The sequence below is a fragment of the Micromonospora sp. NBC_01699 genome (genome assembly GCF_036250065.1).
In the GTDB taxonomy this organism is placed as follows: Bacteria; Actinomycetota; Actinomycetes; order Mycobacteriales; family Micromonosporaceae; genus Micromonospora_G.
This window is the reverse complement of sequence record NZ_CP109199.1, coordinates 4,144,740-4,163,127: the sequence shown is the minus strand read 5'-3', so window position 1 is coordinate 4,163,127 and position 18,388 is coordinate 4,144,740. Positions and strand designations below refer to the sequence as shown.

Below are 18,388 nucleotides of genomic sequence, written 5' to 3'. Positions count from 1 at the left end.
TCTAGCCTGTCCGGGTGCGGATGAAGACTGGATCGTTCCTGCTCGCCCTCGGTGTCGCCGCCGCCCTGCTGCCCGGCTGCGGGCGCGGTGCCGACGTCGAGCCGCCGCCGGCCACCCCGACCCCGGACGCGAGCGCGGTGGCCGCCGCCCCGGACACCGGCGCCAGCGACGGGCTCGGCGCCGCGCCGACGGGCAGGCCGTCGACCTCGCCCGGCCGGGCCCCGGCGCGGGCGGGCAATCCCGGCGGCGGCGCCACGGTCCCGGCCGACGGCCGCGCGGTCGACACCAGCCGCCCCACCCGCAGGGTCGGCACCGGCACGCCCGCGAGCTGCACCGGCAGGGCGGTCGTGGCGGCGGTCGCGGCGGGCGGGATCATCACGTTCGACTGCGGACCGGATCCGGTGACCATCACCCTGACCGAGACCGCGAAGGTGCGCAACGCGAACGGGCCCAGGGTCGTGCTGGACGGCGGCGGCAAGGTCACCCTCAGCGGTGGCGGGAAACGTCGCATCCTCTACCTGAACACCTGCGACCAGGCGCAGGGCTGGACCACCTCGCACTGCGACAACCAGGACCACCCGCAGCTCACCGTACAGAACCTGACGTTTGCCGATGGGAACTCCACCGGTGAGAAGACCGAGGGCGGCGGCGGGGGAGCGATCTTCGTCCGGGGCGGGCAGTTCAAGGTGGTCAACTCGCGCTTCGTCCGCAACCGGTGCGACCGTACCGGGCCGGATCTGGGCGGGGCCGCCATCCGGGTGCTCAGCCAGTTTCAGGGCAGACCGGTGTACGTGGTCGACAGCACCTTCGGCGGTGCCGCCGGCCAGGGCGGCTCCTGCTCCAACGGTGGCGCGCTGAGCAGCATCGGTGTTTCGTGGGTGGTGCTCAACAGCGTGTTCAGCCACAACGAGGCGATCGGCCGGGGCGCCAACCCGGCCCGCGGCGGCACCCCCGGTGGGGGCAGCGGCGGGGCGATCTACTGCGACGGCAACAGGTTCACCGTACGGATCGCCGGCAGCATCGTCGAGGACAACCACGCCGAGGAGGGCGGCGGTGCGGTCTTCTTCGTCAGCAACGACCGTACCGGCACCATGCGGATCGAGGCGTCGACGCTGCGACGCAATCCGAGTGACGGATTCGAGACCCAGGGCTTGCCCGGAATCTTCTTCCTCGGCGCGAATCGGCCGACAACCACGGGATCGAAATTGAGCTGAGTCCGGCCGGTAGGTCACGTTGGAGCGGCTCACGGACACGCACGTCTTTGCCGATTCGGCGAAAGACCGCAAGATATCGGAAGACAGCAAGAAGTCTATTGTGGAAGCTGAAGGCGCCTCTCTAGGTTCGGGTGCATGAATCTCCCGACCGAACCGATCGGAAGCGTTCCCCGACCACCCGAACTGCTCGCCGGCATCGCCGACTTCGAGGCCGGACGGATCGGACGCGACGCGCTCGACGCCCTCTACGACGACGCGGTACGCGACACCATCGCCCGATTCGAGGCGCTCGGCTCGCCGGTCGTCACCGACGGCGAGCAGAGCAAACCGAGCTTCGCCACTTATCCCGTACACGGCTCGCCGGCCCTGTCCCCGGACGGGGTGGTGATCCCGTTCGCCGACGGGCACACCCGTACGCTGCCCAGTCTCACCGCCGGCCCGTTCCGGTACGCCACCCGCGCCGAGGGTTACCTGCGGGCCGCCCAGCGGCACACCTCCGTACCGGTCAAGCAGGCCGTGATCGCGCCGTCCGCGCTGAGCCTGCTCTACCCGGCCGGCGGCATCCCCGGCTACGACCGGGAAGCCTTCCTCGACGACCTGGTGGACGAGGCGGAGGCCGACATCCGGGGCGCCCTCGACGCCGGCGCCCACGCGGTCCAGCTCGACTTCACCGAGGGCCGGCTGTCGGTCAAGCTCGATCCGTCCAAGGGCATCCTCGACTCGTTCGTGGCGCTCAACAACCGGGTGCTGGACCGGTTCACCCCCGAGCAGCGGGCCAAGATCGGCGTGCACACCTGCCCCGGCGGCGACCAGGACTCGACCCACAGCGCCGACGTCGACTACGCCGAACTGCTGCCGAGCCTGTTCGCACTGCACGCCGGCATCTTCTACGTACAACTGGCCAGCGAGCCCGAGCCGGACCGGGTGCTGGCGGCGATCGCCGCCCACGCCCGCCCGGACCAGCGGGTCTTCATCGGGGTGACCGACCCCATCGACCCGGTGGTCGAAACGCCGCAGCAGGTCCGCGACCGGGTGCTGCGGGCCGCCGAGTACATCGCGCCGGAGCGGCTCGGCACCTGCGACGACTGCGGGTTCGCGCCGTTCGGCGACGACCGGTCGACCTCACGAGAGACGGCCTGGGCGAAGGTACGCGCCCGGGTGGAAGGCACCGCACTGGCAGCACGAGAACTGGGAGTGTGAAAACGTGGCACACATCGATCTGGGCGTCGACGAGGCCGAGTTCCCGGGCATCCGGGGCCCGCTGCGGTTCCGTCCGGAGACGGCCAAGCCGCTCAACGAACTGGCCGAGGTACTGCTGCGGCAGGGCCCGCACCCGCTGACCCCGGGCGAGCGTGAACTGATCGCGGCGTACGTCTCCGGGCTCAACGACTGCGAGTTCTGCTGTAGCTCGCACTCGGCGTTCGCCGCCCGGCAACTGGACGAGGGCATGACCCTGGTCGACCAGGTGCGGGCCGACCTCGACAACGCGCCGGTGTCGGCGAAGCTGCGCGCGTTGCTGCGGATCGCGGGAGCGGTCCAGAACAGCGGCCGCAAGGTCACTCCCGACCTGGTCGAGGCCGCCCGTACCGAGGGCGCCACCGACCTGGAGATTCACGACACGGTGCTGATCGCGGCGGCGTTCTGCATGTTCAACCGGTACGTCGACGGCCTCGGCACCCTGGTACCGGCCGACTCGGCCTACTACCCGGCCTCGGCGGAACGGGTCGTCACGGTCGGCTACGGCACCTGAGTCGTACCGCCGGCGTCGTGGGTCCGGGTGAGCCGGTCCTGGAGGCGGGCGTGCCGGAACTGGTAGACCGAACCCACCACGCGGAGGATCTCCCGCCGGTGGGCGTCCTCCAGGAACCGCATCCCGCGCACGGGACCGTCTCCCCGGGCCCACAGCTGTAGGAACAGCAGACCGGTCCGCCAGGTGCTGGACACCGTGATCGTGGCGGCGACCGCGGTCGCCAGGCCGAGCGTCAGCCCGGTGACGATCCCGACGACGGCGGCGACCGGCAGCGAATCGTGCCGAATGCTCGCCATCGCGTCGGTGAACCCGGCGGCGAAGCCGACCACCAGGCCGAAGATGCCGCCGACGGACAGGCCCCGCCGTCGATCCTGCCGCCACGCCGTGATCGGGTCGATCGGGGCGGCGACGTCGAAGGACGCTGCCGAGAAGCCGTCGATGAGGCCGAACGCGAGAACGAACGCCAGCCCGGTGACCAGCCCGGTGCCGAGTCCGGTCGGCAGCCCGTACGCGAGACCGACCGGTACGCCGGTCGCCAGCCCGATCGGCACCCCGGTCGCGATGCCGGCCGGCAGCCCGTGGGTGAGCCCGGCCCGGATGGTGCGCCCGAGCCCGGACTGCGGGGCGAGGGCGGAGCCGGTCGGTCGCAGCCCCACGCCGGAGGCGACCCCGGTCGCGATCCCGGCGGCGAGGGCGGCGCCGAGCGCGACCGGGACGGCGGTGGCGGCCCCGTACGCCGGACCGACGGTCAGGACGGTGGCGATGCCGACCGCGAGCCCGGAAACCAGCCCCATGCCGAGGCTGAACCGGGAGCCGGCCGATCCGGAGAACCCGCCGACCGGCGACTCCCGCCGCTCGACGGCCAACCCGATCGCCAGCCCCAGCAGCAGTCCGATCACCGTCGCCGGCAGCGGGTCCATGGTGGTGCGCTCGCCGAACTCCTCGGTGAACCGGGCGACGACCGCGGCGGTCGCCCCGGCGGCGACGCCGACGAACAGCACCGTGGCGACGATCCGTATCGGGGCCGACGCCCACTCGTGCATCTGCCACCAGGCGAGGTCACGGGTCTTCATCCGGGTGGCGGTGTGGCCGAGCCAGCGCCGGGCCCGGACCAGGTCGTACGGCCCGGCCTCCTGACCGGGGCGGAGCCGGTAGGCGGCCGGCAGGACCCGGTCGAACAGGAAGTCCTCGATCTCGGTCGAATCGTGGAAGCGGCCCGGTTCCAGCAGCTCGTCGACGTCGGCGGGGTCGACGAAGGTGTCCCGGAGCAGGGTCACGGTCAGCGGCGAGGACAGGGCCCGGGCGAGCGAGCTGTCCGGCTGTTCGCGGAGCCGTTCCACCAGGCGTTGCCAGGCCGGGGGCGGGGCCGTCACCCGCCACCGGGCGAGGTAGTCGGCGGCGACGCCTGCCGGCAGCGGCCGCAGTTCGAGCGCGGCGGCGCCGTGCAGGTGCCCGCCGCGTACGGCGTCGGTGAACTCCTCGCCGCGGGTGAGCAGCACCAGCCGGAAGTCCGCCTGTTCGTCGATCGCCTCCAGCGCGTTCGGCCGCGACTCGGCCGCCATCTCGTCGAAGCCGTCGAGGAAGAGTGCGACGAGGCCCTCGTCGACCAGCCGGCCGGCGGCGTCGGGCCCGTACTGCGGCGCGTTCAGGAAGGCGAACTCGCTGGCGAGCCGGCCCACCAGCCAGGTACGCAGCGACTGTCGCCCCGGCTCCCAGCTCTGCGGGGTGAGCAGCACCGGCACCGGCACCCGCCGCCGTACGTCGGGGTCGAGCCGGCGGCGGTGGCGCAGTGCCTCGACCAGGGTCAGGATCGCCGCGGCGGTCTTGCCGGCACCGGGGTCACCGAGGATCACCAGCCGGCCGGAACCCAGCCCGGCGTACACCCGGAAGAGTTGCGCCACCCCGCCCGCCTCGACCATGTCGGCGGTCACGGCCTCGGTGCCCGGCAACGGTTCGAACCTACCCAGGGTCGGGCCGTCGGGGTCGCCGATCGCGTCCTCGACCCGACCGGTCACCGGCCGGGGTGACCACGTCCAGCGGACCGGGATCGGCGTGGGCTGGTGCAGCCGCCGGTCTGCGGCCGCCCTTTCCCACTGCTCCTGCATCGCCTTCGCGAGGGCGTCGGCGGCCAGCGTGAGCGACTCGGCGCCGTCCTGCCCCTGCAACCGCCGGTGCCGCCAGAGCACCGCCACCAGCCCGCTCAGCAGGGGGGTGACGATCGCCGTCACGACCGAGATGACGATTCCGGTCGCCTCCCTGTTGCCGGCGGCGAGGGTGAAGGCGACCACCGCCCCGCCGCTCAGCAGCAGCCCAAGGATGGCCAGACCGACCACTGGCCACGGTCGTAGGCGCTCAGCCGGCCGCACACCCCGAAGTGTGCCAGTCCACAGCCGACCCCCACCAGCCACCATCTCGCCCCGGGTTCGGCACTGATCATCGGTTGCTCAGGCACGTGACACACCGGGGGGAGTGTGCCTGAGCAACCGATGATCACCGGAGGTCGGCGTCAGGCGTACTCGTCGGTCACCGCTATCCAGGCGTCGGCCCGGAAGTTCTTGCCCCGGATGTCCACGGTGACCCGACGGAACCGGTTGGCGCGCAGGTCACGCGGCTCGTGCCGGACTATCTCGTCGTAGACGGTGGCGGACACGGCAACCGCCAGGTCCGCCCCGGTCGCCTCGCGCAACGCCGTACGGAGTTCCGCGCTGTCACGCAACCGGCTGACGTGGATGACGGCGTCACCGGCGTACCACAACCAGATGCTCTCCCGGCAGTTGGTGGTGATGAGCCGGCTGAACTGGCGCAAGCACCGGTTCCTTCAGGTGTCGATCGTCGCGTTGCTGCTCGCCCTCGGCGCGCTGAGCGGTCAGGTGTTCCTCGCCTGGCACGGCTGAGCGAGCCCCACGGGTCAGCGAGCCCCACGGGCCAGCGAGCCCCACGGGCCAGCGAGCTGCCGGATCAGCGGATCAGCGGGCTGCCGGACGGTCCGGTGCCGGGCCGGTCGACTCGCGAATGGTCAGTGTCGCGGGCAGGATGACCGTACGCCGGACCGGTTCGGTGGTGGGTTCGTCCAGTCGGGCGAGCAGCATGGCGACCGCCACCTCACCGGCCTGTTCGATCGGTCCGGTCAGGGTGGTCAGTGGCGGGTGGCAGAAGTCGGCGCCGAAGATGTCGTCGCAGCCGATCACGCTGAGGTCGCCGGGCACGTCGACGCCGCGTTCGCGCAGCCGGGGCAGCATGCCGATGGCGAACAGGTCGTTGAAGCAGATGCAGGCGGTCGCCCCGGCGGCCAGCACCGCGTCGGCGGCGGCCGTACCCGATCGGCGCCCGCGCGGGAACGGCCCGACCTGGCGGAACCGATGCCCGTACCGTTCGCCGGCCGCGCACATGGACCGCCACCGGGCCCGGTTCGACCAGGCGGTGTCCGGGCCGGCGACGTAGACGATGTCGCGGTGGCCGAGGTTGACCAGGTGTTCGACCGCCAGGCCGATGCCGGTCGGGGTGTCGATCACCACGCTCTGCACGCCCCGGACGTTGCGGTTGACGGTGACCAGCGGGATCTCCCCGGCCAGCGTGGTCAGGGCCCCCTCGGGTAGCCGGGAGGCGGCGAGGATGGCGCCGTCGAGCGACCGGCGCATCTTGTGCAGCATCTCCGCCTCGTGCTCGCCGGAATCCTCGGTGTCGATCAGCAGTTGGGCGTAGCCGGTGGCCTTCAACCGTTGCTGTGCGCCCCGGATCAGGCCGAAGTAGAACGGGTTCGTCACGTCGGAGACCAGGACCGCGATGGTCCCGGTCCGTCCGGAGATCAGGGCCCGCGCCTGCGAATTGGGTACGTAGTTCAGCTCGCGGGCGGCGGCCTGGATCCGGTCCCGGGTGGCCGGGTTGACCCGGCCCGGTTTGTTCAGTGCCCGGGACACGGTCGACGGTACGACGCCGGTCACCCGGGCGATGTCGGTGATGGTGACCGGCCGGGCCCGGCGGACGCCCTCGGTGCCTCCCCCGTCACCGGGCGACCCGCTCCCCGTCTCGCCCGGCGGCCCGCTTCCCATGCCGTCAGGCAACCACGTTGGCAAACGGGTGGCAAACGATTGCCATCGATCGCGGCCCATTGTTACGGTCCCGTGAATTCCGCCACTGAGGTGCGCCGGTGCGCTGCCTCCCGCCGAGGAGCTGAGGTAGATGAAAGCGCGACGAACCCTGGCCGGGCTGACCGGTCTGATCGTGGTCGGGCTGGGCCTGACCGCCTGCGGTGCCGACGACGGCGCCTCCGATGGTGCCGGGTCCACCCTGGACGTGCTGGTGCAGGCCAACTCGATCTATCCCGAGCAGCAGCGGAAGTGGTTCTCCGACGTCTCCGCGAAGTTCGCCGCCGACACCGGGGTGACCGTACGGTTCGAGACGTTCGCCTCCCCGAACGACGAGCTGACGAAGATCCAGACCTCGGTGCTCTCCGGCCAGGGACCGGACATCTACTCCCTCGGCACCACCTTCACCCCGACCGCGTACGCCACCGGCGCCTTCGTCGAACTCACCGCCGACGACTGGGCGAAGGTCGGTGGGCGGGACAAGTTCCTTCCCGCCACGCTCGGCATCTCCGGGCCGGAGCAGGGCCGGGAGGTCGGCGTACCGTTCGCCAGCCGGCCGTTTGTGATGGCGTACAACAAGGAGCTGCTGGCGGCGGCCGGCATCGACAAGCCCGCCGACAGCTGGGACGGGCTGCGCGAGCAGGCCAAGCGGCTCACCACCGGCGGCCGGTACGGTCTCGCGGTCGCCTACGCCGACTCGTTCGACCCGTGGAAGTTCATCTGGGCGATGGACGTGCAGGCGGGAAACCCCCTGGTCACCGGCGGTACGCTGCGGCTGGACGACCCGACGACGCTGGCCGCGTACCGCAGCTATCTCGGCTGGTTGGCGACCGACAGGGTGGTCGACCCGGCCTCGGTGGGCTGGAAGAACGCGCAGGCCATCGCCGCGTTCGCGGCCGGTAAGGCGGCATTCCTGCCGATGGTGTCGGGCACCTCGAAGGTGACCCTGGATGCCTCGGCCGTCGCCGGCAAGTACGCGTACGCGATCATGCCCACCACGCCGCCCGGCGCGACCGCCCTGCCCGCCCAGGGCCGCCCGGCCGCCAGCATCCTCTCCGGCGACAACCTGGTGGTGGCGAAGTACAGCAGGAACAGGGACAACGCGTTCAAGCTGATCAAGCTGCTGACCGACCCGGAGATGCAGGGCACCTACTACAAGACGTTCGGTGAGTTGCCGACGAACACCGAGGCCGCCGGCGCGCTCAGTGGCGACCCGACGCTCACCGCGCTGGTCGAGTCGTCCTCGAAAGCGGTCGGCACCCCGTTCAGCGGCGCCTGGAGCCAGATCCAGCTCGCCCTGGTCAACGTGGTGGTCCAGTCGATCCCCACGCTGTCCGCCGGCCGGATCGACGAGGCGAAACTGCGGTCCCTGCTCGCCGAGGCGCAGAAGTCCGGGCAGGCCGCGCTGGACAAGGCAAAGTGACGCCGGCACCGCTGACCGAGGACGGCCCGGTGACCACCGTCGGCCCGCGCCGGACGGAGCCGCCGACGCCCGTGGGTGGACCGGCCCCGACGGCCGCGCCGGTCCACCGCGAGTCGGCCCGACCCCGGCGTACGCGGCAACGCCACCGTCCGCTGTGGATGCTGGTTCCCGGCGGGCTGCTCACCCTCGTGGTGATCGTCGTCCCGTTGCTCACCGCCGGCTACATCTCCCTGCTCGACCTCGACCAGTACTCGATCCGGCAGTGGGTGGGGGCGCCGTTCGTCGCGCTCGACAACTACGTCGAGGCGGTACGCGCCTCCCACCTGCCGCACGCCATCGGCGTCAGTCTCGGCTACGCGCTGCTCGCCACGCTGCTGACCCTGCCGCTGGGGGTCGCCGCCGCGCTCGCCACGCACGACCGGTTCCGGGGCCGGGCGCTGGTCCGGTCGATCTTCCTGATCCCGTACGTGCTGCCGGCGTTCGTGGTCGGCACGGTGTGGCGGATCATCCTGCAACCCGACGGGGTGGCCAACGCCGTCCTCGGGCAGCTCGGCTTCGCGCCCGGACTCTGGCTCAACGGTCCGCGCAGCTTCTGGGCCCTGGTGATCGTGCAGGTCTGGACCGCCTGGCCGCTGGTCTACCTGCTGGCCGTGTCCGGGCTGCACACCGTCGACCCGGTCGTGCACGAGGCCGCCGCGCTCGACGGGGCCGGCTGGTGGGCCAGGCTCCGGTACGTGATCGGCCCCTACCTGCGCGGGCCGGTGTCGCTGGCGCTGGTGATCTCGTTCCTGCACCACGTCAACAACTTCACCCTCCCGTTCGTGCTGTTCGGGGTGCCCGCCCCGCGTGACGTCGAGGTGCTGCCGGTGCTGACGTACGTGGAGAGCTTCCAGAACTTCCGGTTCGGGCTCAGCGCGGCGATGGCGGTGCTGTCGCTGGTGCTGGTCGCCATCCCGATCGCGGTCTACCTGCGGGCGGTACGCCTCGACACCGGAGACGAGGGCCGCAACCCGTGAGCACCCGTACCCGATCTCGTTCGACCGACGTCGGCCGGCTGCTGCCCGGCCCGCTGCGCGCGGCCGTGCTCGTCGTCCTGCTGGTGCTGGTCGGGGCCCCGCTGGTCTACATGTTCCTCGCCTCGATCAACTCGGATCTCTCCGTCGCGGCCGGCGAGTTCCTGCCGCGCAGCCCGGACCTCGGCAACTACCGGCGGATCTGGTCCACCACCGACCTCGGCCCCGGACTGGTCAACAGCGTGCTGGTCGCCGGCGCCGTCGCGGTGGTCTGCGCGCTGGTCTCGATCGTCAGCGCGTACGTCCTGGTCCGGGTCGCCTTCCGGGGCCGGATCGCCATCCTGCGCGGCCTGCTCGCGTTGCAGACGATCCCCGGCACGCTGATGCTGCTGCCGGTCTTCGTGCTGTTCGCCAGCGCCGCGACGGTGCTCGGCGTGCCGGTGATCGGCACCCGGTGGGCGCTGTTCCTCACCTACCTGACCTTCGGGCTGCCGTTCTCCACCTGGGTCATGGTGACCTACCTGCGCGGACTGCCGCGCGAGCTGGACGAGGCGGCCCGGGTCGACGGTGCCTCGTCGTGGCGGGTGCTGACCCGGATCATCGTGCCGCTGAGCTGGCCCGGACTGACCGTGTCGGCGATCTTCGCCTTCCTGCTCGGCTGGAACGACGTGCTGTTCGCCTCCGTACTGACCAACCCGGACACCCGTACGGCGGCGGTGTCGTTGCAGATCTTCGGCGCCACCCAGGAGGGCGGCGCGATCCCGGTCTACGGCCAACTGATGGCGGCGGCGTTGATCTGTGCCGTGCCGGTGGTCGTGCTCTACCTCTTCTTCCAGCGCTACCTGATCAGTGGCCTCACCACGGGCGGGGTGAAATGACCCCGGCCCCGCCCACTTCACGATTCCCCGACGATCGGAGAACAGACGGTATGAACGGCGGCGCCACCGACCCATCCGCCCCGGCCCCGATCGACGCCCCGGCCCCGATCGACGTCGCGATCGTCGGCGCCGGCATCATCGGCGCCAACCACGCGGCGGCCGTCGACCGGCACCCCCGGCTGCGGGTCGCCGCCCTGGTCGACCCGGACGAGGCGGCCAGCGCCGCACTGGCCCGGAGCATCGCCGAGCGCACCGGGGGCGAACCGCCCGGCCGCTATTCGAACCTCGGCGACGCGCTGGCCGACCGCCCGATCGGCCTCGTCGCGATCTGCACACCGAGCGGGCTGCACGCCCCGATCGCCGAGCAGGCGGTCGCCGCCGGCGCCCACGTCGTGATCGAGAAGCCGCTGGACGTGACGCTGAGCCGGGCCCGGCGGCTGGCCGACGCCGCCACCGCCGCGCAGGCGCGGGGACTGGTCGTCTCGGTGGTCAGCCAGCACCGCTTCGACCCGGCCAGCGTGGCGGTGGCGCAGGCCGTCGCCGCCGGCCAACTCGGGCCGATCACCTCCGCGGTGGCATCCGTACCGTGGTGGCGCGACCAGGGCTACTACGACTCGGCCGGCTGGCGCGGCACCTGGGCGTACGACGGCGGCGGGGCGCTGATGAACCAGGGCGTACACACCGTGGACCTGCTGCTCTGGCTGCTCGGCCGCCCGGTTGAGGTGTCCGCCCAGACGTCCCGGCTGGCCCACCACGGCATCGAGGTCGAGGACGTCGCGGTCGCCACCATCCGGTTCGCCTCCGGGGCGCTGGCCGTGCTGCACGCGACCACGGCCGCGTATCCGGGGATCGGCACGCGCCTTCAGGTGCACGGCGCCCGTGGCTCCGCGGTGATCCACGACGACCAGCTCGAATACTTCCACGTCGCGGACGACGCCGACGACCGCCCGCCGCGACGCCCGGCCAACCAGGCGGCCGACCGGGTTCCGCCCGGTGAGCTGCGCGACGCACCCAAATCGGAGGACGGTTTCGTGCTCGGTCACCTACGCCAGTACCGGGACGTGGTCGAGGCGATCGACCAGCGTCGACCACCCGGTGTACGGGTCGAGGACGGGTTGCTGTCGCTCGCCGTGGTCGAGGCGGTCTACCGGTCCGCCGTACTGGCCCGTCCGGTCGCGGTCGCCGACGTGCTCGCCGGCACCTTCGACGACGTACCGTTCGCGACCGGCGGCACGCTGCCGGTGCCGGCCGGGGAGGGGGAGCGGCGATGAGGTTCTCCGTCTTCACCGCCTCGACTCCGCAGTGGACGCCGAGCCAGGCGGCCAACGCACTGGCGGCACAGGGTTGGGACGGCATCGAGTGGCGGGTCACCGACCAGCAGCCAGCCGCCGAGCCGGGATTCTGGGCCGGCAACCGGGCCACCTGGCCGCTGGCCGGGCTGGAGGACCACCTGCCCGAGATCGCCCGGATCACCCGGTCGGCGGGGCTGGACTACTCCGGCATCGGCGGCTATGTGCCCAGCCGTGAGCGGGCGGACGTGGAACGGATGCTGGCCGCCACCGCCGCCCTCGGCGCCGGTCGGGTCCGGGTGACGATGCCGGCGCTTCGCACCGGCCGCTACCCGGAGCTGTTCGACACCACCCGCCGCGACCTGGACTGGGCCGCCGGCCGGGCCGCCGAGTACGGCGTCAGCGTGCTGGTCGAGCTGCACCACAAGACCATCGTGTCGTCCGCGTCGGCCGCGATCCGGCTGGTCGACGGGCTGGACCCGGCTCGGGTCGGGGTCATCCACGATGTCGGCAACCTGGTCATCGAGGGGCACGAGGACTACCTCGCCGGGTTCGAGATGCTAGGCCCGTACCTCGCCCACGTGCACGTCAAGAACGTCGCCTGGCGCCCGGTGGGGCAGCGGTCGGACGGGTCGACCGAGTGGGCGGAGGACTGGGCGCCGCTGCCGGACGGTCAGGCGGACCTCGGTGCGTACTTCGACGCGCTGGGGGCGGTCGGCTACGACGGGTGGGTGACGGTCGAGGACTTCTCCACCGTCCAGCCGCTCGCCGAACGTACCCGCGACAACCTGGCGTACCTGCGGACGCTGTCCGGGCAGGTCGCTACGGGTTGAGTTCGTCGGTGAAGCTCGCCACCTCCCGTCCGTCGGCGCCGTACGCGACCAGCAGCCCATGGGCCATGTTCGCGCTGCGGAAGGAGAACTCCCGCTGCCCCGGGCCCAGTTCCAGCAGCGGGATGGTCCGGGGTGCGCCACCGGGTGCGGACCGGTATTCGAGCCGCGTGACGACGGGGTCGACAACGCCGTTGACCCGTACCTTGGTCTTCTCCCGGACGACACCGAAGCGGACCGCGACGCCGGTCGACGGGTCGGCGCACCCCGCCCCGCTCCGGCAGAAGTAGAAATAGCGCGGGTTGCCCGCGTCCGCCAGCGTGTACGCCTTGAACGTCGGATCCGCCCCCGCCGGCAGCGGCAGCACGGCGAAGCACGCCAGCGTGACCGTGACCGTGATCCCCGCCCGCAGCCAGCCGCGCCTACGACCGGATCTCCGGGCGGTGCCGACCGCGACCGTGGCGAGCCCGCCGAAGCCGGCCAGGCAGACGGCGACGACACCGAGCGCGCGGGCGTTCTCCAGCAGGAACTGCACGCCGGGAAAGGTCGACACCCCGTCCAGCAGCGCACCCAGGGAGAAGACCATCACCACCAGCAGGGTCGCCCCGGCGATCCGGCGGAGCGGGCCCTGCGCGCCGACCAGGAGCATCGCCGCCAGCACCGGCCAGACCTGATGGTGGGTCCACGACACCGGGGAGGCGACCACGGTGGCGCAGCCGACCAGCACCGCCGCGCGTACCGGTTGGTTGTCGGCCTGGAGGCCGCGGGCCCGCAGCAGTGCGGTGCCGCAGACCAGGGCGACCAGCGCGGCCCAGAGCGGCGGCAGCGCCTGCGGGGACACCCCGACCCGCATCAGCATGCCGTGTACGGACTGGTTGCCCAGCGAGGCGAGGTTGCCGATCCGGGACGTCTCCAGCATGGTCGAAGTCCAGTACGTCCAGCTGTCCGCCGGTAGGACGATCGCGGCGAGGACGGCACAGCCGACGAACGCGGCGACCGCCCTACCGGCGTCGGCGTACCGGCGCGAGACCAGGAAGAAGACCACGAACAGCAGCGGGGTCAGTTTGATCGCGGCGGCGACGCCGACCAGGGCGCCCCGGTAGCGGGCCGGGGTCAGCCCCACCGCGTCGACCAGGGCGAGCAGCACGATGAAGATGCTGACCTGGCCGAACCGCAGGTTGCTCTGCGCTGGTGCGGAGACCAGCAGCGCGCAGGCGACGGCGGCGGCGACAAGCCGGCGGTGCCGGTTCGCGACGCCGAACGCGCCGCTCACCGCGCCGGCGACGGCGGCCACCGCCGCGCACACGGCGACCAGCCAGATCACCTGTACGGCGGCCTCCGGCAGCGCCACCATCGGACGCATCAGCAGCATCGCGAACGGCGGATAGGTGAACGGCCCGCCGTTGGCGGCGACGTACTCGTACAGCGGTCGGGCCGCCTCGACGGTCTGCGCTGCCCCGTAGTAGATGTGCAGGTCGGACAGTCGGTCGGCGGCCGGTCGGCGCAGCACCAGCACCGACGACACGACGGCGATCACGCCGAAGAGCAGCCACACCGAACCGGCCCTGCGCCACGCCATCGGACCAACGTACCCAATCTTCCCGCTGGCGGACACACATCGCGCACGATCGATGCTAGGTTGGCGCGGATCCCGCGTCGACGCCCGGCGGGACGACTACCAGGCGTTGGGGAGACCGTGCGCGCAACGGTGACGCAGGACCAGTGGCAGGCCGCGCGAAGCGCGCTACGGGACGCCGGTGACCGGTTCGCCGACCTGGTCGCCGGGTCACCGGCGGACGCGCCGGTGACCGCACACTGGTCGGTGGCGGAGATGACCGCCCACGTCGCGGCGATAGCCCGGCTCTACACGTCGATGGTCGCGACCGAACCGACCCCGCTGCCGTTCTCGGGCCTCGGGGAGCTGCTGCGGATCACCACCGTGGACACGATCGCCCACCTGAACGAGGTGGTGCTCGCCCAGTGCACCGAACGCGACCTGACCGTGCTCGATCGGTGGCTGCGCGACGACATCGACCACATCCTGGCCCTGACCGCCGACCGGGACCCGGACGCCGGGATCGACTGGCTCGGTGCGGCCCGCCCCACGCTGGCCGGCGTCTTCGCCCACCTGGTCAACGAGCTGCTGCTGCACGGCTGGGACATCGCCCGCGCCCGGCGGGTGCCGTGGCGGATCCCACCCGCGTACGCCAGCATGTACTTCGAGCTGTTCGTCCTCGGCATGCTCCGCGACGGTCACGACTACGGGCGGCTGCTGGACAACGACGAACCGCCACGGGAGCGGCGGATCACGGTCGAGTTCCGGTCCCGCTACACCTCCCCGGTGACCCTCGTACTGCACCGGGGCAGGGTGAGCGCCGAGCCGGTCGGACCGGCACCGGACGTACGGGTGTCGTTCGACCCGGTCACCCTCAACCTGATGCTGTTCGGCCGGGTCGGCAAGCTGCGCGCGGTGCTCACCGGGGGACTGGTCGTGTCGGGCCGCCGTCCGTGGCTGCTGCCGACCTTCCTGCGTACGCTCCGGGCACCCGGCAGCTGAGTCCCGCCGTCAGCCCGGCGTGGCGAGTCGGGTGATCGCGGCGATCGACCGGTCCACGTCCGCCTCGGTGGTGGCGGCGTTCGACACCGAGATCCGCATGAGTCGTCGACCGCGCCAGGTCGTACCGCCGGCCCAGCAGGTGCCGTCGGCCTGGACCGCCGCGACCACCCGGTCGGTGCGCGCGTCGTCGCCGAAGCCGACGAGCACCTGGTTGAGGACCACCTCGTTCGCCACCTCGAACCCGGCCGAGGTCAGGCCCTCGGCGAACCGGCGGGCCAACGCGCAGCACCGCTCGACCAGCGCCGCGACCCCGTCGCGGCCCAGTTCCCGCAGTCCGGCCCAGACGGCGAACCCACGGGCCCGGCGCGAGGACTCGGCGGTGAGGTCCGCCCCCACCGGTTCGGCGCCGGAACCGACCAGGTACGCGGCTGCGTAGGACATCGCCGCCGCGTGTACGTCGGGCCGGGCGCAGAACGCGAACCCCGAGTCGTACGGAAGGTTCAGCCACTTGTGCCCGTCGCAGGCCCACGAGTCGGCCAGTTCCAGCCCGTCTACCAGGTGCCGGGTGGCCGGGTTGACCGCCGCCCACAGCCCGAACGCCCCGTCCACGTGCACCCAGCCACCGTGCCGGCGGACCAGTTCGCACGCCTCCCGAAGCTGGTCGCAGGCACCGGTGTTCACGTTCCCGGATTGCAGGCACACGATGGTGGGTCCGGGGGAGGCGGCCCGCAGCACCTCCCGCAGCGAAGCGAGGTCGATGGCGCCGTCCGGCCCGGCCGGCACCGCCTCCACCACCTGCGTCCCGAGGCCGAGCAGACGCAGCGACCGGTCGATGGTGCCGTGCCGCTCGTCGCCGGCGATCACCCGGATCGGCGGCGCCCCGAGCAGTCCGCGTCGCTCGACGTCCCAGCCGGCCTCGGCCAGCACCCGGTGCCGGGCGGCGGCAAGCCCGACGGTGTTGGCCGCCTGGGCGCCGGTGACGAAACCGACCGATGCCGACGCCGGGATCCCCAGCAGGTCCTTCAGCCAGCCGCCGGCGGCGGCCTCCGCCGCGATGGCGGCCGGTGACGTGACGGCATTGGTCGCGAGCTGGTCCCAACCGGCGGCGAGAATGTCGGCCGCGGTCGCCGTCGGCAATGCGCCGCCGACCACGAACCCGAAGTATCGCGGGCCGGCGCTCGCGACCAGACCCGGCCCGGCCGCGGCGACCAGGTCCGCCAGTACCCGCTCCGGCGGGCAGGGCGCGGAGGGCAACGGGCCGGAAAACGCCTCGGTCAACGCCGCCCGGTCCACCGGGACTCCGACCGGCCGGTCCGGCAACGATCCCCGATAGCCGGCCGCATGGTCAGCGGCCGAGCGGAACAAACGAGCGAGTTCCTCCACCGACGGAGCGTATCCACAGTCTCCGGTCCATACCCGAGGCAACTCGTGAACATCAGCGGTTATCCAGCGTGTCGGCCTGGTGGTGGAGGTCTGCCGCGATGTCGTCCCACTCGGGACCGTGCAGGCCGCATTCCCACCATCTTGCGGCTATCGCGACAGTACGAGGGCGCGAGACAGAATCGTGATGCGCGCCGGGTCCCAGCAGCGGCGATGACCTCGACCCGTTCCGTCAGCTCGTCACGGCGAACCCGGCGAGACTCCGCCAAAACTGCAAACCCTGAATGGAGGGTGGCAGCACCGGAGGCACCGTGCTCGCGCACGCCCTTGCGCCGCGCGTTGTTCCGTTGCGGCTCGTCAATCGGTCCGGATGCGGAGGCTCCGCGCCAGGGTAGGAATCATCACCGCAGCAGGGACGAGGTGTAGCCCGAGGAGGGCGGTGGTGGTGGCGGTGTTTGCCCCGGTGAGGAGGGGCGGGACCAACGAGATCGCGGTCAGCGACACTGCCGTCCACCCGAATCGCTTGGCGGGGCGCGCGCTGCGACGAAGAAAAACGATGGCAATGACGATGCCCACGACCGAGAAGAAGCCGGTCACCACGGCGATCCCCGACAACGGGATCGTCTCGCCCCCATCGGGGACCTCGAAGTCGACGCCAACGGCCCGGGCGAGCGCAGCGGCGAGGGTGGTGGCCACCATCGCTGCGAGCGTGGCAATCAAGCCGGTGCCGGCGAGCCTGCGGAGTCCCTGGGTGTGGCTGGTCTGGCCCGATGCCGGGCCTGCGGCGACCCCGGTCTCATTCATGCTGTTCATGGTGTTCTCCCAACGTTCGGTAACCGTGCCTTGACCACCGCGACACGCTTGCGACCGCGCAGCGTGAGCGTCCACACCGGGACTACTCCGTGCCGTCCGCCGGCAGGCGCTCCGGCAGCCCGAGCCGCGGAAACTGGTCGTCGTGAAAGATGACGATCTCGGTGATCGCCCCGCCGGTGACGCGCAGGACGTCGATCGTCAGCGGCAGGTACGCGCCCTCCTGCTCCCGCCAGAGGTAGAAGGCGACGGCGGGCTGCCGGTTCACGAAGGTCAGTACGCCGCGTAGGTGCCCCATGTCTGCGAAGCCATCCTCGACCCAGTCGTTCACCACCGTGTCGCGGCCGACGTGCAGGCCCGGCGTGGGCGGCATCGAGCAGCGGACATCGTCCCGCAGCATGGCGGCAAGCCCGTCGATGTCCTTGGCCACGCTCGCGTCGGTGAAGCGGCGCACCAGCTCGCGCGTTTCGGCGCGCTCCTCGCCGCCGGTCCAGTCCTGCCGCTCGGCGGGCAGGTGCTCCCGCATGCCGGCGCGAGCCCGCTGCAACGCGCTGTTCACGGAGTTGACGGAGTCCCCGAGGAGTTCCGCGACGTCCTTTGCCGGCCAGCCGAGTACGTCCCGCAGGATCAGCACGGCCCGCGGGCGCGGCGCGAGGTGCTGGACTGCGACCAGGTACGCCAGCTCGATCGTCTCCCGCGCGACGGCGACGGTCTCCGGCTCGTCCGCCTCGCCCGCGGGCAGCTCGTCGAGTAGTTGGTCCGGGTAGGGCTGCAACCACAGCACCTCGCCGTCGGTCGCAGGCTCCGGGCGGCACTTGGCGAGCAGGTCCAGGCAGGCGTTGGTGGCGATCCGGTACAGCCACGCCCGGAACGTCGACCGCCCCTCGAAGGTCTCCCGCCGCCGCCAGGCCCGGAGGAACGTCTCCTGCACGGTGTCCTCGGCGTCCTCGAACGACCCGAGCATCCGGTAGCAGTGCACGTGCAGCTCCCGCCGGTGCCGCTTCGCCAGCCCCGAGAACGCCGGCTCGTCGACCTCGCCCAGACCGGTCCCGCCCAGCTCATCCAGTCGCGTGTCCGCATTCATCACGTCATCCTTCCGCCTCGTCATGTCCCGTCGTAGGTGTGACAGGCGCGGGCGCGGAAACTCATCACCAGGGTC

17 protein-coding genes are annotated in these 18,388 nt (G+C 71.9%); 10 read left to right on the top strand and 7 right to left on the bottom strand.

The features are described 5' to 3' along the window. The first annotated feature begins 20 nt into the window (after nucleotides 1-20). The 3 genes from OG792_RS18075 to OG792_RS18065 all read left to right on the top strand — a co-directional run bounded on the left by OG792_RS18075 (nucleotide 21) and on the right by OG792_RS18065 (nucleotide 2,964). The gene (locus OG792_RS18075; RefSeq protein ID WP_329111313.1) at nucleotides 21-1,214 is read left to right on the top strand and encodes a hypothetical protein; all 1,194 of its coding nucleotides are present in this window, start codon (nucleotides 21-23) and stop codon (nucleotides 1,212-1,214) included. Between the two features lie 135 nt (nucleotides 1,215-1,349). Then, on the top strand, nucleotides 1,350-2,414 hold the full coding sequence (locus tag OG792_RS18070; protein ID WP_329100360.1) for a cobalamin-independent methionine synthase II family protein: 1,065 nt from the start codon (nucleotides 1,350-1,352) through the stop codon (nucleotides 2,412-2,414). Between the two features lie 4 nt (nucleotides 2,415-2,418). Beyond that, nucleotides 2,419-2,964 (top strand): carboxymuconolactone decarboxylase family protein, encoded by a 546-nt coding sequence (locus tag OG792_RS18065; RefSeq protein WP_329100358.1) that lies wholly within the window; start codon nucleotides 2,419-2,421, stop codon nucleotides 2,962-2,964. On the opposite strand, the gene OG792_RS18060 is transcribed toward OG792_RS18065, so the two are convergent. Both OG792_RS18060 and OG792_RS18055 read right to left on the bottom strand, forming a co-directional pair. After that, nucleotides 2,952-5,297, bottom strand: a complete 2,346-nt coding sequence (locus OG792_RS18060) for a hypothetical protein (RefSeq protein WP_329100356.1) — start codon at nucleotides 5,295-5,297, stop codon at nucleotides 2,952-2,954. The two genes, OG792_RS18065 and OG792_RS18060, sit on opposite strands and share 13 nt — an antisense overlap. A 173-nt stretch (nucleotides 5,298-5,470) precedes the next feature. Continuing rightward, complete coding sequence (locus OG792_RS18055) at nucleotides 5,471-5,680, bottom strand: hypothetical protein (protein WP_329100355.1); 210 nt, start codon at nucleotides 5,678-5,680, stop codon at nucleotides 5,471-5,473. A 13-nt stretch (nucleotides 5,681-5,693) separates the two neighbouring features. Here OG792_RS18055 and OG792_RS18050 point away from each other — a divergent pair, with 13 nt between their 5' ends. Next, on the top strand, nucleotides 5,694-5,858 hold the full coding sequence (locus tag OG792_RS18050; protein WP_329100353.1) for a hypothetical protein: 165 nt from the start codon (nucleotides 5,694-5,696) through the stop codon (nucleotides 5,856-5,858). 72 nt (nucleotides 5,859-5,930) lie between these two features. On the opposite strand, the gene OG792_RS18045 is transcribed toward OG792_RS18050, so the two are convergent. Further along, nucleotides 5,931-7,013, bottom strand: a complete 1,083-nt coding sequence (locus tag OG792_RS18045; RefSeq protein WP_329100351.1) for a LacI family DNA-binding transcriptional regulator — start codon at nucleotides 7,011-7,013, stop codon at nucleotides 5,931-5,933. Between the two features lie 130 nt (nucleotides 7,014-7,143). Here OG792_RS18045 and OG792_RS18040 point away from each other — a divergent pair, with 130 nt between their 5' ends. Genes OG792_RS18040 through OG792_RS18020 form a run of 5 tightly spaced genes read left to right on the top strand, consistent with a single transcriptional unit; the run spans nucleotide 7,144 to nucleotide 12,485 of the window. Beyond that, nucleotides 7,144-8,472 carry a sugar ABC transporter substrate-binding protein gene (locus OG792_RS18040; RefSeq protein WP_329100349.1) on the top strand — a complete coding sequence of 443 codons (1,329 nt, stop codon included), beginning with the start codon at nucleotides 7,144-7,146 and terminating at the stop codon, nucleotides 8,470-8,472. After that, nucleotides 8,469-9,488, top strand: coding sequence for a carbohydrate ABC transporter permease (locus OG792_RS18035; protein WP_329100348.1), 1,020 nt, complete (start codon nucleotides 8,469-8,471; stop codon nucleotides 9,486-9,488). Before OG792_RS18040 ends, OG792_RS18035 begins: the two co-directional genes overlap by 4 nt. Beyond that, nucleotides 9,485-10,363, top strand: a complete 879-nt coding sequence (locus OG792_RS18030; protein WP_329100346.1) for a carbohydrate ABC transporter permease — start codon at nucleotides 9,485-9,487, stop codon at nucleotides 10,361-10,363. The genes OG792_RS18035 and OG792_RS18030 overlap by 4 nt, the downstream gene beginning before the upstream one ends. A 50-nt stretch (nucleotides 10,364-10,413) precedes the next feature. Beyond that, the gene (locus OG792_RS18025) at nucleotides 10,414-11,634 is read left to right on the top strand and encodes a Gfo/Idh/MocA family protein (RefSeq protein ID WP_329100344.1); all 1,221 of its coding nucleotides are present in this window, start codon (nucleotides 10,414-10,416) and stop codon (nucleotides 11,632-11,634) included. Next, nucleotides 11,631-12,485, top strand: coding sequence for a sugar phosphate isomerase/epimerase family protein (locus tag OG792_RS18020; RefSeq protein WP_329100342.1), 855 nt, complete (start codon nucleotides 11,631-11,633; stop codon nucleotides 12,483-12,485). Before OG792_RS18025 ends, OG792_RS18020 begins: the two co-directional genes overlap by 4 nt. On the opposite strand, the gene OG792_RS18015 is transcribed toward OG792_RS18020, so the two are convergent. Next, nucleotides 12,475-14,061, bottom strand: a complete 1,587-nt coding sequence (locus tag OG792_RS18015) for a glycosyltransferase 87 family protein (RefSeq protein WP_329100341.1) — start codon at nucleotides 14,059-14,061, stop codon at nucleotides 12,475-12,477. The genes OG792_RS18020 and OG792_RS18015 overlap by 11 nt on opposite strands. A gap of 129 nt (nucleotides 14,062-14,190) precedes the next feature. On the opposite strand from OG792_RS18015, the gene OG792_RS18010 reads away from it, so the two are divergent. Then, entirely contained in the window at nucleotides 14,191-15,039 is an 849-nt protein-coding gene (locus tag OG792_RS18010; protein WP_329100339.1) for a maleylpyruvate isomerase N-terminal domain-containing protein, read from the top strand. 9 nt (nucleotides 15,040-15,048) lie between these two features. On the opposite strand, the gene OG792_RS18005 is transcribed toward OG792_RS18010, so the two are convergent. The 3 genes from OG792_RS18005 to OG792_RS17995 all read right to left on the bottom strand — a co-directional run bounded on the left by OG792_RS18005 (nucleotide 15,049) and on the right by OG792_RS17995 (nucleotide 18,313). Further along, nucleotides 15,049-16,422, bottom strand: coding sequence for a pyridoxal phosphate-dependent decarboxylase family protein (locus OG792_RS18005; RefSeq protein WP_329100337.1), 1,374 nt, complete (start codon nucleotides 16,420-16,422; stop codon nucleotides 15,049-15,051). A gap of 354 nt (nucleotides 16,423-16,776) precedes the next feature. Then, nucleotides 16,777-17,232 (bottom strand): DUF6069 family protein, encoded by a 456-nt coding sequence (locus OG792_RS18000; protein ID WP_329100335.1) that lies wholly within the window; start codon nucleotides 17,230-17,232, stop codon nucleotides 16,777-16,779. An 82-nt stretch (nucleotides 17,233-17,314) separates the two neighbouring features. Then, nucleotides 17,315-18,313, bottom strand: a complete 999-nt coding sequence (locus OG792_RS17995) for an RNA polymerase subunit sigma-70 (protein WP_329100332.1) — start codon at nucleotides 18,311-18,313, stop codon at nucleotides 17,315-17,317. Nucleotides 18,314-18,388 lie beyond the last annotated feature (75 nt).